Raw genomic sequence first — 14,966 nt, 5'->3', positions numbered from 1 at the left:
CAACAGCGCCCGCCACGGGGCTTGCGCCCCCTCGCGTCAGCCCCTATGTCGCCCCTTCCCGCGCGCCCGTAGCTCAGCTGGATAGAGCACCAGACTACGAATCTGGGGGCCGGAGGTTCGAATCCTTCCGGGCGCGCCAACCTTCCCAGAGACTTAACGGCGCTCCGGCCCCGGCTCGGTGCGAGCTCGCTGGCTTTCAGCAATCACATAGCAATTTGGCTTGACGATTTCGGAAGATAGCGAAGGCGGCGGCTGCGCGATTTCGGAGCAACAGTGCTACCCTGCGTCCTTGCGGTTAATCATTTAACTTGCGAGCCGAGCCGCGATCGGCTGCGGAGATGCGGAACTATCGTCACGCAGCTTCAGGCGTTTGAGGCTAACAGGCGTATCCTTATTCCATCTCAGCTGGTGCAACACACCCTCAGTGGCGCGCGCCGCGTCCACGGCTCTGCTGTCCTGATGCAATAAAACGACCAAGCTGAGCGGCAATGCGCGCCTCCGATGAAGGCGCAATAGCGTCTCAAGCAATCGACAAAAGTCGCGATAGGTTGGCTGGTCCATCGAATGAGCTGGATCGTCCAAGACCAGCGCTTGATAGCGAATGCCGTCCATCGTGGTCCAGCTCGCAATCGTTCGGTTTCTGCCTTCGCGACAAGGCAGCGACGGGTGCCGGCACCCGGGAGAGGGGGAGCGGGGAAGCACGCGGCACGGCCTCAAGGCGATGTCCGCCCCCCATTTCGGGCGTTACCGGCCCCGTCGAATCCTGCTAGAGTGCCGAGCCTCGGGAGACGTGCATGCGCCTTTCAGCCTTGCTTGCCGCTTCGCTGGCGCTGTTCGCCCAACCGCCGGCAGCCGCCCAGACGGCGCCGCCGGTCATGGCGTTCGAGAATGTCACGCTGATCGACGGAACGGGCTCGGCTCCGCAGCCCGGGCGCACCGTGGTCGTGCGCGGCGACCGCATTGCCGACATATTCGAGACTGGCGCGCGCGAGCTCCCGCAAGGCACCCTGGCAAGGGACTTTTCCGGCCACACGCTGATGCCCGGGTTGATCGACGGACATGTGCACATGATTCCCGCCGCCGATCGCGAGAGCCGGCTTCGCGCGCTCCTCCACAGCGGCGTCACGAGCGTCCGCGAACTGGTCAGCGATACCCGCATCTCGAGCGAACTCGCGCGCCGCGCCGCATCCGGCGAAATCGAATCGCCGGCCATCTATTATTCGGCCCTGTTCGGCGGCGGCGGCGCGGGCGAGGACCCACGGTCGCAGCGGTCCCAGCGGGGAATGGAACCCGGAACCGCTCCCTGGTCGAGGAGGGTGACGGCCGGGGACGACATCGTCCGGGTCGTTTCGGAGGCGCGGGCGACCGGGGCGACGGGCGTGAAGCTCTACGGATCGCTCGACGCCGATCTCGTGGCTGCCCTGACGGAGGAGGCGCATCGGCAGGGCCTGTTGGTCTGGGCCCATACCGCCATCTTTCCCGCCCGCGCCGGCGACGCCGTGCGGGCTGGAGCCGATTCCATCATCCATGCCAAGGGCCTGATCACCGAGGGCCGGACGGACGTGCCGGACACTTTTGCCGAAGGGACCGGGGTCTGGCTGCCGGCCCGCGACTTCGCCGGCACCGACCCCGAAGCGCCCCCCTTTCCGGAACTCTATCGGGAAATGGTCCGCCGCGGCACGATCCTGGAGCCGGCCCACATGGCGGACGGGGATCTCGCCCGCCAGCCGCTGCCAGAATGGCGGGCCGCGATGCGCGAATGGGCATGCCGGGCGACCGGCGCCGCCCATCGCGCCGGCGTGACCATCAGCGCCGGGACCGACACGGCCCTGCGCGCAGGCGCGCTGCACCGGGAACTGGCGCGGCTCGTCGAATGCGGCCTCTCGCCGCTGGACGCGATCCGGGCCGCCACCCTCAACAATGCCCGGGCGCTCGGGATCGAGGAGACGCACGGCACGGTCGAAGTGGGCAAGATCGCCGATCTCGTCCTCGTGGCCGGCAATCCGGCCGAGCGGATCGGCGACAGCGCGAACGTCCGCGCCGTCATCCGGTCGGGCCGCGTAATCGAAGTCCCGGCCGAGGCGAGATAGCGGCCCTCTTACGACGGCCATCTTCATCAATGTCCGCAATGGGTCGAAAGCGGACGATTGCCGCGATGCGGACCCCCTCTCGCCAGAGTCGATGCGCGCTAGCTAATCTATCATGCACCGCGCGACTTGGTCGACAGGGCCAAGCATGAAAGCATCGTGGCAACATCGGCGCATGGTCCGTCGATGACTTTCAGCACATGGTTTGCTGGGACTTGAGCTCTCTAGCAATCACATAGCAATCACCGGAAATCCAACTCCAGGCAACTCTAGGCAACTCCAGGCTATGAAATGGGGCAGTTTACAGAGGGAGATGCGGTTTCCCCTCTCTTGCGACCCCGAAACTACGAATCTGGGGGCCGGAGGTTCGAATCCTTCCGGGCGCGCCATTCTCCCTTTTCCTTCGCCGGGCCGACATTTGTCGGAGTTCCTCCCCGCGCCGTGGATGTGTTAGGCCCGTCGCCGAAATTGGGGAGGCATCGCATGACTCGCATGTTGCTCGGCCTGGCGATCGCTCTGGCGGGATTGCTCGCGGCCCCGGCGGTGGCGCAGGAGGCCCAGCCGGTCGGCTCGATCGCGGTCGGGCAAAGCATCGCGGGCGAGCTCAGCTCCAACGATGCGCAGCGGCGCTCGGGCAAATATGAGGACGTCTACATCCTCGAAGGCCGCCGCGGCGCCCGCGTCGACCTGCGGCTCGCCTCCGACGCGTTCGACGCCTATCTCGTCGTCACCGGCCCCGAGGGCTTCAACCTCGCCAACGACGACGAGGAGGGCGGCGCGGCCGGCGCGCTGCACAGCCGCCTCGTCATGGAGCTGCCCGCCGACGGCCGCTACCGCGTCGCCGTCACCACCTTCCGCGCTGGCGAGACCGGTGCCTACCGGCTCGAGGCCGCCGCCCCGGCCGCTGGCGCCGAGCTGACCCGGGCTGAGCCGGCCGAGCCGATCCGGTTCGGCGCGACCCTGAGCGGCAGCCTCGTCGAGGGCGATGCCAGGCGGGGTGGCGGCGAATATGTCGATCGCTACCGCTTCACCGCCCGGCGGGGCCAGCGGGTACGGATCGAAATGAGCTCGACCGCGATGGACACCCATCTCACGCTCAGCCGACCCGACGGCACCCAGGACGTCAACGACGACACCCAGGTGGATGGCCGCACCTCGACCGACAGCCGGATCGATACCGTGCTCGCCGAGGACGGCGAATACGTGATCGCCGCGAGCAGCTATCGGGATGGGGAAACCGGCGCCTATCGCCTCAGCCTTGCCGAGAGTCCGGGCATCCCGCGCCAGGCGAATGTGCCGGGCGGGCCGCGCGTCATCGCCTTGCTGGTCGGCGTCTCCGATTATGAACGCACCTCGGACCTCGCCAATACCGACGACGACGCGACCGAGCTCTACAACGGCCTGCGCCAGGCGGGCATGCTCCATCCCGCGAGCATCGTTCTCACCAACGCCGAGGCGACGACGCAGGCGGTAACCGCCGCCTTCGGCCGGATCGCGCAGGCGGCGGGGCCGGACGATCTCTTCCTTTTCCTCTTCTCGGGCCATGGCGACCAGGTCGACGTCGCAGTCAGCGCCGCCGAGCTTGACGGGCGCGCGGAGACGATCGAGCTTTACGACGCGGCTATGACCGACGCCGAGCTCGCGCCGCTCTTCGCCGCGGTGCGCGCGCGCATGTCGCTGCTCGTCATCGACGCCTGCTATGCGGGCGGCTTTCGCAGCCTCGTCGACCGGCCGAACGTGGTCGGGATGTTCAGTTCGGAGGAGGACCTGACCAGCCTCGTCGCCAGCCGCTTCCAGGCGGGTGGTTTCCTCTCTTATTTCCTGCGCACCGGCATTTCGGGCGAGGCGGACGACGACGGCGACCGCATCGTCACCGCGGGCGAGCTGTCCACCTATATCCGCCGCCGCTTTCGCCGCGAGGGCGACGTGCCCGCCACCACCCGCGAGGACGAGCGCAACTATCAGAACATCCTCGTCGAGCGCGGCGGCGTCCATATCGACGACGTCATCGTGCGGCTCTCGGGCGGGAGGCAGGTGGCGGCCGCCGCGCCTCAGCGCACCCTCGCGCCCGGCCGCGCCGCGCCCCCGGCGCCGCGCCCCGTCGTTTACGCGCCTCCGAGGCCGGCACCCCGGCAGGCGCCGGACAGAGAGGCTTACGATATGGGCGGGACGCCGCCGGCCCAAATACATGGCGCGGAAGGCACCAAGCCGGACGGTGCCTGAAGGCCCGAGGGTCGGCCAATTGGCCGGTCGCGTTCTTCTGCCTACGGCATGACGAAACGTACATGGATTCGCTCGGCCGCGCAGGTCACGCCCTCGGCGACCGGCGACGCCTCGAAGCGGGCGCTTCTCGCGACGCCCTGGGCGGCATCTCCAAAGACGAAAGGCGGATAGGCCACGATGGTGCGGAGACTTCGGACGCGCCCGCTTGCATCAATAGATGGTTCAATCGAAGCCCAGCCTTCGAATCCCCAGCGGGCCGCTTCCCGCGGAAAATCGTCGCTCGACGCGCCAATCCCTCCGACCCGCCGCGGCGGAAGGCCGCATCTGCCGGGCTCCGCCGCTGCGCTTGCGGTTTGGCGATCCGCCGCGGCATGGATCAGCGAGAGCAATTGTCCGGCCATCCGGTCCAATTCGGCTTCGCCGCGCACGGCGGGCAGGTCGCGCGTAGCCTGGAGCACAGTGAGCGCATGATCGTTTCGCCCTGCCGCGTATAACATCGAGGCCTGTACTATCCTTACTGTGGCGAAGGCCCCCGGGCTCGTTCGGATGATCGGGGTTTCAAGCAATGCTTCGACCGCCTCGACGCCAAGCGTCCCCTCCTCCCATAGTGCGACTTGCAGGGCCAATCCGGCAATCAGCCGGCCGCCGAGCCTCCCGGAGGTTGCCGCTTCGAGTGCCCGGCGAAGCAGGGAGAGGCGTTCCGCTTCGTCGACGCCCGCATGCCCGATAATGGCGAGCAGCGCTTCGACCAGCCGGGCAGGGTCCGCTGCACGCTCGGCATCGGACAACTCCGCTCGCAGCCTCGGCAATCGCACGATTCTGTCGGGATGGGTTCGCATTCTGAGGTTGATCACCTCGATGTGCGGAAGGCGTTGCGCCTGGTTGGTGCAACGCAACTCCACGCGGGCGACCGAACGAAGCAGCGGCGAGATCTCCTGAATCACCGCGCGATCGAACTGCCAGATCGACACGAATCGGGCGAAGGGCAACGCAACGCTTCCTCGGGAAGCGTAGACCGGCAGTGCGTGACCGACCGAGCCGTTGTCGAGAATGGAGAATTCGACCACAGCCACGTCGTCCGGAGCCACTTCAGCGCCACACCGAGGAAGCGGAAGATATCCGATGGGGATATAGCCGCGAGTGAATCGCCCCTGGCCGGTATAGGCGAGATAGCGCCGCGCATCCTCCTCTCGGCGAGTGAGCAAAGCGGCAAGGGCGAGGTCGCCGCGCGCGACGAGGTCGGCGCGATCTACGCGAAGGGTCAGATTGCCGAGCAGCCGCAATGCCGTCATGAGCTCTTGATGTGCCTCTCGGAACCGACGCAGGTTGAGGAGCGCGCGACCCTTCAGCGTGTGAAATTGCCCCCGGAGCTCTCTGTCGCGTGACGGCGCGGAACTGACGGCGACGATGGCGGCGTCGGCGACTCGGATGGCGGCCTCGGGCACGTCAAACAATTGGGTCTGAATCAGACCTCGATAGGCGATCAGCTTGTCGGAATCCGGGAGGGGCACCGCGATCGCTTCCCGGTAGTCACGCGCCGCGGACGGATAGTCCAGGGCCGCCTCGGCGATGCGGGCGCGTGTCAACAACCCTTCGAAGCGATCGCCGTTGAGCGACGGATCCTCGGCAGACAGGGAAGGGAGGGCCAACTCGATCAGCCTTTGGGATTCGTCGATTTGGCCCAGTTCCAGAAGCGCCAGCGCCATGCGCACGCGGACAATCGCCAGACTCCGCTCGTTGAGCGGACCGAGGCGCGATTCCAGGGCGCGAAAGCGAGTCAGTGCGTCGTTCCAACTACCTGCCTCAAGCGCCGCACTGGCGGCGTCGAACTGCTGCTGGACCGCTGGTTGCTGCGCGCGGGTCGGCACAGAAGCGGCAGATAGAGCCAGCGACATCGCGAGCATCAGGCGTGTCATAGACATCCCCGCTAATCAGCGGAGAGACTAGTGGTAAGGCACGAGCCTATTCAACCCCGCGCGCGGCTGAAACCGAGACTAACCGTCGACGTGCTCGGGCTTGCCCTTGCGCCTGGTCGAGGCGAGCTCTTCGAGCTCCTTCTCGGTCATCGAGTCGACCATCTGGCGCGAGGCGCCCTGAAGGTCGCTCCTGGGCGCGTCGCCGCGCTTGGCGGAAAGCGCCGCCCCGGCGGCTTTCTGTTGGGCCTTCGATTTGGCGGGCATGATGTCCTCCTTCGTTGGGAGAACGGAAGCGCCTGCGTGCCGGTTCCTCAAAGCAGCTCCCTGAGGTCGAGCGCTTCGCAGAGTCCGCGCCGCGCTTCCTCGATCGCCGGCGGCAGTTCGGGATCGAGCAGATCCGCAGGCGCGATTCGCTTGGGCCAGCGGGCGGAGACGATGCCGGCGAGGCGATCGAGCCTGGCTTCGTCGACGAGGAAGCGCGGATCGATGGTGGCGGGATCGGCGACGATGCGCAAACGCAGGCAGGCCGGACCGCCGCCATTGGCCATCGACTGGCGCACGTCGACGACGCAGAGGCGGCGGATCGGGCCGTTGCCGGCGATCATCTCTTCGAGCCAGGCCCATACGGAGGGCGTCTCGCGCGCCTCTTCGGGGAGGACCAGAGCCATCCCGCCTTCGGGCAGGGTCACGAGCTGGGCGTTGAACAGATAGGAGCGGATCGCATCGGCGAGGCTCACGGCGGCGGCAGGCACCTCGAGGATCTCGACCTCAGGCAACAGTCCGCGCAGCGCCGCGTAGAACGTCTCCTTGTCGGCGAAGGCCTGCTCATGCGCGAACAGGACATGCTCGTTCGCCACCGCGACGACGTCGTTGTGGAAGGCGCCGGCGGCGATCGCCTCCTCGGACTGGGCGACGAACAGGGTCCGCGCCGGATCGAGCCCGTGCAGCCGGGCGACGGCGCGGCTCGCCTCGACATGCTGGCGCGCGGGGAAGGCACCGCCGCTGACGCCATAGACGAAGATCTCGACGCCGGACGCATCGTGGCTCGGTGCCAGCCGCATGTGGTTGGCCGCGCCCTCGTCGCCGAAGGCGGGCGGGACGGGATTGTGCAGCGCGAAGTGACTCGCGTCCGCGAAGGCGAGGCGCAGCTGGGCGAGGGTCGCGGGCCATTCGTGGCTGCGATGCGCCATCGTGCGCAGATTCGCCGGCGTGAGATGGCAGCGGCCGTCGATCGTGTCGGGGGCAGGGGAGACGGTTGCCGCGTTCGCCGCCCACATCGCCGAGGCCGAGAAGGCAGCCGGCCGGAGGGAGTCGGGCGCATCCTCCACAGTTGCGCCGAGCGACTCGAGCCAAACACGGTTCGGGCGCGGATGGGGGAGAAAGATTCCTTGGGCGAGGCCAAGCCCAAGATTGTGCCGCATCTTGGCGAGCCCCTGCAGCGCCGCGGCGCGGGGACGGGCGACCATGCCCCGATTCGCCGCTGAGGCGAGATTGCCCAGGCTCAGCCCCGCATAGTTATGGCTCGGGCCGATGATCCCGTCGAAGTTGATTTCGACCAGCGCCATCTCAGCGGCCGATGGCGTGGAAGGTCTCGCCGGGCTGGAGGTTCAGCAGTTCGGCGCTCGCCGGGTCCAGCCGCGCCTCATCCTCCTCGATCGCGACCTTGCCGTAGCAGGCGACGAAATCCCGAAGCCGTCCCCTGGCGAGCATCATCTTCTGGCCACCGCCGTTCGGCCCGGCGAACGCGAGCTCGCGCGCCTCGCGAACGGTCCGGATGTCGTCGGTGCGCACCGACATGGTCGGGCCGCCGTCGAAAATGTCGACATAGCCCTCGCCGGTGAAGCCCTCTGCCTCCAGCATCCGCATCGCGGCACGGCCGGAAGGGTGGGGGACGCCCATGATCGCCCGCGCGCTTTCGGGGAGCATCGCGGTGTAGATCGGCGTCTTGGGCATCAGATCGGCGATGAAACGGGTGCCGTGGGCGCCGTTGAAGCTATCGGCCTCCTGGAAGTTCATGCCGAAGAAGCGCCCCGCGATCGCGTCCCAGAAGGGCGAACCGCCCGCCTCGTCGATCACGCCGCGCAATTCGGCGAGCACCTTGTCGGCGAAGCGCTCGCGGTGGAGCTTGATGAAGAGATAGCGGCTGCGCGCGAGCAGAACGCCCAGGCCTCCGGCGCGCTCGTTCGGGTGAAGGAAGAGGCCGCCGACCTCCGAGCTGCCCTCGAAATCGGTGCAGAGCGTGAGCATCTCTGCGCGGAAGGCCTTGCCGAGCTCGGGCGAGGTCTGGGTCAGCGTGCTGATCCGGTAGGAATAGAAGGGCTCGACCATGCCGACCCGGCTGAACACCTGGCAGGTGCCGCGGATTTGACCGGTCTCCGTATTCTCCAGCACGAAGAAGAAGAGGTCGCCGTTGGGATCGCCTTCCTCGCTCGCGAACGCCGCTTCGGAGCGGGCGAGCTTGGCGACGAGCGTGCCCTTGTCCGGCGGCAGGTTGGTGAAGCCGCCGCCGGTCAGCTTGGCCATCTCGTAGATCGCCTGGAAATCCTCGTTCCGGGCAGGGCGGACGATGAAGCTCACAAGCCCTCCCCCTCGGCCAGCCGCAAGATAGTGAGCGCAGAGAGCTGGGCGCGCTCGACGAGGCTGCCGACGATCAGAAATTCCTCGTCGGAATGGATCGCGCCGCCGCGCGCGCCCATCGTGTCCACCACGGGCACGCCGCAGGCCGCGATGTTGTTACCGTCGCAGACCCCGCCCGTGTCGCGCCAGCTGATCTCCTGCCCCAGATCGGCGCCGCAGCGCTTCACGAGTTGGAAAAGCTTCTCGGCTTCGGCGTCGATCGGCTTGGGCGGCCGTCCGAAGCCGCCGTGAATGTGGATCGTGACATCGTGCGCGGCGGCGACGGCCGCGACCGTCTCCTCGATCAGCCGCTTCGCCGCCGCCTCGTCCTCGGGCGTGGCCGGGCGGAGATTGACGCGCAGGATCGCCTTGTCCGGCACGACGTTGTTGGGCCCGCCGCCGTCGATCTTCGCGGGGTTGACCTTGAGGCCGGGATGCTTCGCTTCGGCGAGCCGCAGCGCGATCACGGCGGCGGCGAGCACGGCGTTGCGCCCGTCCTCGGGGTTGCGCCCGGCATGGGCCGCCCGGCCCTCGACCAGAATCGAGTAATTGCCGCTCCCCGGCCGCGCCCCGGCGAGCGTGCCGTCGGGGAGGGCGGAGGGTTCGTAGGTCAAGGCAGCTCTTTTGCCCTGCGCCGCCTCCGCGAGCAAAGCCGCCGAGCCCGCCGAACCGACCTCCTCATCGCTGTTGATCACCACCTCGTAGCCGAGCCGTTCAGCCGCCGGGGACGTTTCCACCGCCCGCAACGCCGCCAGCATCACGGCGAGCCCGCCTTTCATGTCGGCGACGCCCGGGCCGCCAAGCACCTTGTCCTCCTCGCGCCAGAAGACCGACTGGAAGCGATGGTCGGTGCTGAACACGGTGTCCATATGGCCGGTGAAGAGCAGCTGCACCGGCGCGTCCGAGCGGACCTTGAGGTGCAGGTTGCGGCCGTGCGCCAGCTCGCAAAGCCGTCCATCGGCGTTCATCACCTCGACCGGCGCCGGCTCGCGCAGCGCGATCGCGCCGGGCAGCGCGGAAAAGGCATCAGCAAGCATGTCCGCCACCGTGGCGAGGCCGGCGAGGTTGCGCGAACCGCTGTTGACCGCGGCCCAGGCGGTCACCTGATCGAGCATCGGCGCGTCCGCGCAGCGCTCGACCGTGGCCGCCTCGATTTCGCTCTTCATCGGCATGGCGCGTGCCTTAACCCGGAAGGCGAAGCCTGGCTACTGATGCAGCTTGTCTGCGCCGCCATGGGTCGCTATGGGAACATAAGCAGAACGAAGGAGCGGCGCGATGGACTTGAACGGAGTCCCTTCCGACTATCGTCACTATGCCAAGCAGGCGGTTCCGCACGCCCCGCTCGATCTCCGCGGAGCAGCGCTGAAATTCTACCATCTCGAAAGGACCGGCGAGCCGGTGCCGCCCGCACTGGCCGAAAAGGCGCGAAGTTGGCTGGCACGCGCGGAGGGGATTTTCGAGGCCGACGATTGCGGCTTCGTGATCCTTCATCGGTGTGGCGCCGATTTCCATTTCCTCCTCCCCGCCATCTGGCGGGGCGCCAACGAGGCTTGGGAAGCGGTCGCCTATCATCAGGGCGGCATGGCGGATTTCGCGCGCTTCGATCCGGCCTATCCCGCGCCGGCGGAACAGGGCGCGCCGGCGAGGCCGACTTTCTGTGTCTGGGAGTTGGCGATCGTCGCCCACGAGGCCCTGGCCTGGGCGCGCTTCCTGAGGTCCGGCCGCGACGAGGATGCGCTGGTCGCCTGGTGCGACGACGTCCTTACGGGCGAGGTCTAGAGCCAGTCGGCGAAGGCTTTGAGCACGTCTTCGTAGAGCTTCTTCTTGAACGGCACGATCAGCGCCGGCAGCTCCGCCGGCTCGGCCCATTTCCAGGCGCGAAACTCGGGATCGGACGTCGCGATATTCACATCTTCGTCGTTGCCGAGGAAGCGGGCGAGGAACCAGGTCTGGCGCTGGCCGCGCCACGGCTCCTTCCAGACTTTGCCGATCAGATCCTCGGGCAGATCGTAGGTGAGCTCGGCCGGGCAGCGGGCGATGATCTCGACCAGCCCGCGGACAATCCCGGTTTCCTCCTCCAATTCGCGGAGCGCGCCTTCGAGCGGATCCTCGCCGGCGTCGAGCCCGCCCTGCGGCATCTGCCAGGCCTCGAGCTTGTTATCGAGCCGCTGGCCGACCCAGACCTGGCCCGCCTGGTTGAGCAGCATCATGCCGGCGGCGGGGCGGTAGCCGTAATCGGTCATGCTCCGGCCTCCGCGAGCAGGAGCTTGAGCGCCGCGATGCAGCCGGCGATGTCCGCTTCGGTCGAGGGGATGGCGCGGCGCAGGTTGATGAAGCCGTGGACGTTGCCGACCGCCTCGCGGAAGATGACCGGCACGCCGGCTTCGGCGCAGGCGGCGGCATAGGCCCGGCCCTGATCGCGGATCGGATCGAGGCTGGCGGTGACGACCAGCGTCGGCGGCATGCCCCCCTGGCTCTTTACCAGCGGGGCATAGCGCCAGTCGTCGGAATCGGCGCGGTAGCAATCCTCGAACCAGCCGAGGCTTTCGTTGCTCAGCACATAGCCGTCCCCGAAATCGGCGCGGCTCTGATAGGTTTTGCCGGGATCGGCCGCGGGGTAGATCAGCCATTGCGCCAGCACCGGCACCTCGGCCGGTTCGTCGCGCAGCGCGAGGCTGGTGACGATGGCGAGATTGCCGCCCGCGCTGTCGCCCGCTACGACCAAGCCAGTCACCTCCCGCCCGAGTACCTCGGGGCTCGCCGCCGCCCAGCGCGCCGCGACGATCGCATCCTCCGGTGCCGCGGGCCAGGGATGCTCGGGCGCGAGCCGATAGTCGACCGCAAGCACGGGCAAATCGAGCCGCCGCGCGATCTCGGCGCAAAAGGGCTCGTGGGTGTAGAGGTCGCAGAAGACGAAACCGCCCCCGTGGAGGAACAGCAGCAACGGTCCCGGTGCGCGCACCTCGCGCGCATCGTAGAGTCGCAGCGAAATGTTCCCACCAGGCCCCTCCATCGTCAGGTCGCGGATCACCGTCAGCTCGCCCACCGGCGCGTCGGCGACATTGCGCGATTTACGCATCATGATCCGCGCCTCGGCCGGCCCGGCCTCGTAGGTTCTCGGGCCCGGCAGGTTGTTCAGGAAGTCGAGGAAGACGCGCACGTCGGGACGGACGAAGGGCTCGGCCATGCAAACTTCCATTTCACAAGCGATTCGGAAACCCTATCTAGGGGAACGTGGCGTCGCCGCCACCTGTTGTGGCACGGCCCATGCGCCGCTAGGCTGAGCGGCCCGGAACGAAGGAAGCTCGAGTTGGCCACGGCCACGCATTTTCTCACCCCCGAAGACGCCCGTCCCGATGAAGCGCCCGAGGCGGTCGTGGTCCGCTTCGCCGGCGACAGCGGCGACGGCATGCAGCTGACCGGCGGCCAGTTCACCCTGTCCACCGCGCTCGCCGGCAACGATCTCGCCACCTTCCCGGATTTTCCGGCCGAGATCCGCGCGCCGCAGGGGACGACCTTCGGCGTTTCCGCCTTCCAGATCAATTTCGGCTCGGCCGCGATCGAGACCGCGGGCGACGCACCGGACGTGCTGATCGCGATGAACCCGGCGGCGCTCAAGACCAATGTCGACGATCTGAAGCCTGGCGGCCTGATCATCGCCGACGAGGGCGAGTTCGGCCAGCGCAACCTCGCCAAGGCGGGCTACGCGGCCAATCCGCTCGACGATTCGACCCTCGCCAAATGGCAGGTGATCCGGCTCAACATGTCGCAGCTCACCCTCGACGCGGTGAAGCCCTTCGGCCTCGGCAACAAGGAGGCGCTGCGCTGCAAGAACATGTGGACGCTGGGGCTGGCGCTCTGGATGTTCGACCGCGAGCGCGAGCCGATCGTCAACTGGCTGCGCACCAAGTTCGCCAAGGCGCCCGAGCTGGCCGAGGCCAATATCGCGGCGCTCAACGCCGGCCACGCTTATGGCGAGACCGCCGAGATGGGCGGCCAGTTCAAGCAGCACCATATCGATCCCGCGCCGGCCGAGCCCGGCCTCTACCGCACCGTCACCGGCGCCGAGGCGATCTCGCTGGGGCTCGTCGCGGGCGCGAAGCTCGCCGGGCTGCCGATGTTCTTCGGCGGCTATCCGATCACGCCCGCGAGCGCGATCCTCCACCATCTCTCGCGCCTCAAGGAATATGGCGTCACCACCTTCCAGGCGGAGGACGAGATCGCCGCCATCGCCGCCGCGATCGGCGCGAGCTTCGCCGGCTCGCTCGGCGTCACCTCCTCCTCGGGTCCGGGGATCGCGCTCAAGACCGAGGCGATCGGGCTCGCGATCATGACCGAGCTGCCGCTGATCATCGTCAATTCGCAGCGCGGCGGGCCTTCGACCGGCCTGCCGACCAAGACCGAGCAATCGGACCTCTACCAGGCGGTCTACGGCCGCAACGCCGACGCACCGCTCCCGGTCATCGCCGCGCGCTCGCCGGCCGACGCGTTCGACGTGGCGATCGAGGCCTGTCGGATCGCGGTGCAATATATGACCCCGGTGATGATCCTGACCGACGGCTATATCGCCAATGCCGCCGAGCCTTGGAAGGTGCCGGACATGGCCGGCTACGAACCCTTTCCGGTCGCATTCCACGAGGACGCGCCGGGGGAGGGCGAGTCGGTCAATCCCTATGCCCGCGACGAGAAGCTCGCCCGGGTCTGGATCAGGCCCGGCACCGACAAATTGATGCACCGGATCGGCGGCATCGAGAAGAATGTCGGCACCGGCCACATCGACTATGCGCCCGAAAACCACCAGGCGATGACCGACATCCGGGCCAACAAGGTGCTCGGCGTCGCCAGATCCTGCCCGCCGCAGGACGTCTGCCTTGGCCAGCAGGGCGGCAGGCTGGCGGTGGTCGGCTGGGGCTCGACCTTCGGCCCGATCCACCAGGCCGTCCGCCGCGTCCGCCGCCGCGGGCTCGACGCGAGCCATATCCACATCCGGCACATCTGGCCTCTGCCGGAAAATCTCGGCGATCTCTTAAGGTCTTACGAGCGGATCATCGTTCCAGAAATGAACAAGGGGCAGCTCAAGACCCTGCTCCGCGATCAGTATCTGGTCGACGCCCGCCCGGTCACCAAGGTCTCCGGCCAGCCGTTCAAGATCGCCGAGATCGAAGCCGCGATAGAGGAGGCGCTCGCATGAACCCGCCCCGCCTGATTCCGCTGGTGCTGATGCTGCTGATCGTGCTGGCTTTGATCTATTATCTGAATTGAGGACCCAATGACCGAGCTGGTCAAGCTGACCCCGAAGGATTTCGCCACCGACCAGGAGGTGCGCTGGTGCCCCGGCTGCGGCGATTATGCGGTACTGAAGGCGGTGCAGCGCACCATGCCGGAGCTCGGCGCCGATCCGGCGAAGACCGTGTTCGTCTCCGGCATCGGCTGCTCGTCGCGCTTCCCTTATTATATGGAGACCTACGGCTTCCATACGATCCACGGCCGCGCGCCTGCGCTGGCGACGGGGGTGAAGCTCGCCAATCCCGAGCTCGACGTCTGGATCATCACCGGCGACGGCGACGCGCTGTCGATCGGCGGCAATCACACGATGCATATCCTGCGCCGTAACCTCGATTGCCAGATCCTGCTCTTCAACAACGAGATTTACGGGCTCACCAAGGGCCAATATTCGCCGACCTCGCGGGTCGGCACGCGCAGCCCCTCGACCCCGTTCGGCTCGGTCGACCGGCCGGTCCGCCCCTGCGCCTTCGCTTTGGGCTCGGGGGCCCGTTTCGTCGGCCGCGGCATCGACGTCAGCAAGTTCCTGCCCGATCTGCTCAAGGCCGCGCACGCCCATAAGGGCGCGTCCTTCGTCGAGATTTTCCAGAACTGCATCGTCTACAATGACGACGTGTTCGCGCCGTTCACCGCCAAGGAGCATTCGGGCAAGCAGCTCTGGCTTAAGGCCGGCGAGCCGATGCTGTTCGATGGCGGCAGCAAGGGCCTGACGCTCGACCGCGAGGCGCTCAACCTCAAGGTCGTCGAGGTCGCCGACGGCGACTGGCAAGCGGCCGACGTCATCGTCCACGATCCCAAGAACAAGGCCGTCGCGCACATGCTGATCGACATGCCGATCGGC

General features: G+C 67.5%; 12 protein-coding genes and 1 tRNA gene. 6 read left to right on the top strand and 7 right to left on the bottom strand.

Features of this window, described 5'->3' with window-relative positions:
- Positions 1-62 precede the first annotated feature (62 nt).
- The 3 genes from ACT4N8_RS09955 (at position 63) to ACT4N8_RS09945 (ending at position 4,310) form a co-directional block, all read left to right on the top strand.
- Positions 63-139: transfer RNA gene (locus ACT4N8_RS09955), tRNA-Arg, on the top strand.
- Between the two features lie 655 nt (positions 140-794).
- Entirely contained in the window at positions 795-2,090 is a 1,296-nt protein-coding gene (locus ACT4N8_RS09950) for an amidohydrolase family protein (protein ID WP_444857978.1), read from the top strand.
- 480 nt (positions 2,091-2,570) lie between these two features.
- Positions 2,571-4,310: a pre-peptidase C-terminal domain-containing protein gene (locus ACT4N8_RS09945; protein WP_444857977.1), complete on the top strand. Its 1,740-nt coding sequence runs from the start codon at positions 2,571-2,573 to the stop codon at positions 4,308-4,310.
- Positions 4,311-4,351: 41 nt separating this feature from the next.
- On the opposite strand, the gene ACT4N8_RS09940 is transcribed toward ACT4N8_RS09945, so the two are convergent.
- The 5 genes from ACT4N8_RS09940 to ACT4N8_RS09920 form a co-directional block, all read right to left on the bottom strand.
- Positions 4,352-6,226, bottom strand: coding sequence for a hypothetical protein (locus tag ACT4N8_RS09940; protein WP_444857976.1), 1,875 nt, complete (start codon positions 6,224-6,226; stop codon positions 4,352-4,354).
- Positions 6,227-6,304: 78 nt separating this feature from the next.
- Entirely contained in the window at positions 6,305-6,490 is a 186-nt protein-coding gene (locus tag ACT4N8_RS09935) for a DUF3008 family protein (protein ID WP_444857975.1), read from the bottom strand.
- 47 nt (positions 6,491-6,537) lie between these two features.
- Complete coding sequence (locus tag ACT4N8_RS09930) at positions 6,538-7,791, bottom strand: N-succinylarginine dihydrolase (RefSeq protein WP_444857974.1); 1,254 nt, start codon at positions 7,789-7,791, stop codon at positions 6,538-6,540.
- 1 nt (position 7,792) lies between these two features.
- The gene (locus ACT4N8_RS09925; RefSeq protein WP_444857973.1) at positions 7,793-8,803 is read right to left on the bottom strand and encodes an arginine N-succinyltransferase; all 1,011 of its coding nucleotides are present in this window, start codon (positions 8,801-8,803) and stop codon (positions 7,793-7,795) included.
- Positions 8,800-10,014: a hydrolase gene (locus ACT4N8_RS09920; protein WP_444857972.1), complete on the bottom strand. Its 1,215-nt coding sequence runs from the start codon at positions 10,012-10,014 to the stop codon at positions 8,800-8,802. The genes ACT4N8_RS09925 and ACT4N8_RS09920 overlap by 4 nt, the downstream gene beginning before the upstream one ends.
- Positions 10,015-10,117: 103 nt before the next feature.
- On the opposite strand from ACT4N8_RS09920, the gene ACT4N8_RS09915 reads away from it, so the two are divergent.
- Positions 10,118-10,621: a hypothetical protein gene (locus ACT4N8_RS09915; RefSeq protein WP_444857971.1), complete on the top strand. Its 504-nt coding sequence runs from the start codon at positions 10,118-10,120 to the stop codon at positions 10,619-10,621.
- On the opposite strand, the gene ACT4N8_RS09910 is transcribed toward ACT4N8_RS09915, so the two are convergent.
- Both ACT4N8_RS09910 and ACT4N8_RS09905 read right to left on the bottom strand, forming a co-directional pair.
- Positions 10,618-11,085, bottom strand: a complete 468-nt coding sequence (locus ACT4N8_RS09910) for an RNA pyrophosphohydrolase (RefSeq protein WP_444857970.1) — start codon at positions 11,083-11,085, stop codon at positions 10,618-10,620. The two genes, ACT4N8_RS09915 and ACT4N8_RS09910, sit on opposite strands and share 4 nt — an antisense overlap.
- Positions 11,082-12,029 carry an alpha/beta hydrolase gene (locus ACT4N8_RS09905; RefSeq protein ID WP_444857969.1) on the bottom strand — a complete coding sequence of 316 codons (948 nt, stop codon included), beginning with the start codon at positions 12,027-12,029 and terminating at the stop codon, positions 11,082-11,084. Before ACT4N8_RS09905 ends, ACT4N8_RS09910 begins: the two co-directional genes overlap by 4 nt.
- Before the next feature lie 123 nt (positions 12,030-12,152).
- On the opposite strand from ACT4N8_RS09905, the gene ACT4N8_RS09900 reads away from it, so the two are divergent.
- A complete protein-coding gene (locus ACT4N8_RS09900) occupies positions 12,153-14,033 on the top strand; it encodes a 2-oxoacid:acceptor oxidoreductase subunit alpha (protein WP_444857968.1) in 1,881 nt (626 codons plus the stop codon).
- 78 nt (positions 14,034-14,111) lie between these two features.
- On the top strand, positions 14,112-14,966 hold an 855-nt coding region (locus ACT4N8_RS09895; RefSeq protein WP_444857967.1), incomplete at its 3' end, for a 2-oxoacid:ferredoxin oxidoreductase subunit beta.

It is taken from the genome of Sphingosinicella sp. (genome assembly GCF_052387495.1).
Taxonomy (GTDB): Bacteria; Pseudomonadota; Alphaproteobacteria; order Sphingomonadales; family Sphingomonadaceae; genus Allosphingosinicella.
Note: the sequence above shows the minus strand (reverse complement) of the source record. Positions and strands in the feature narration are given on the sequence as shown.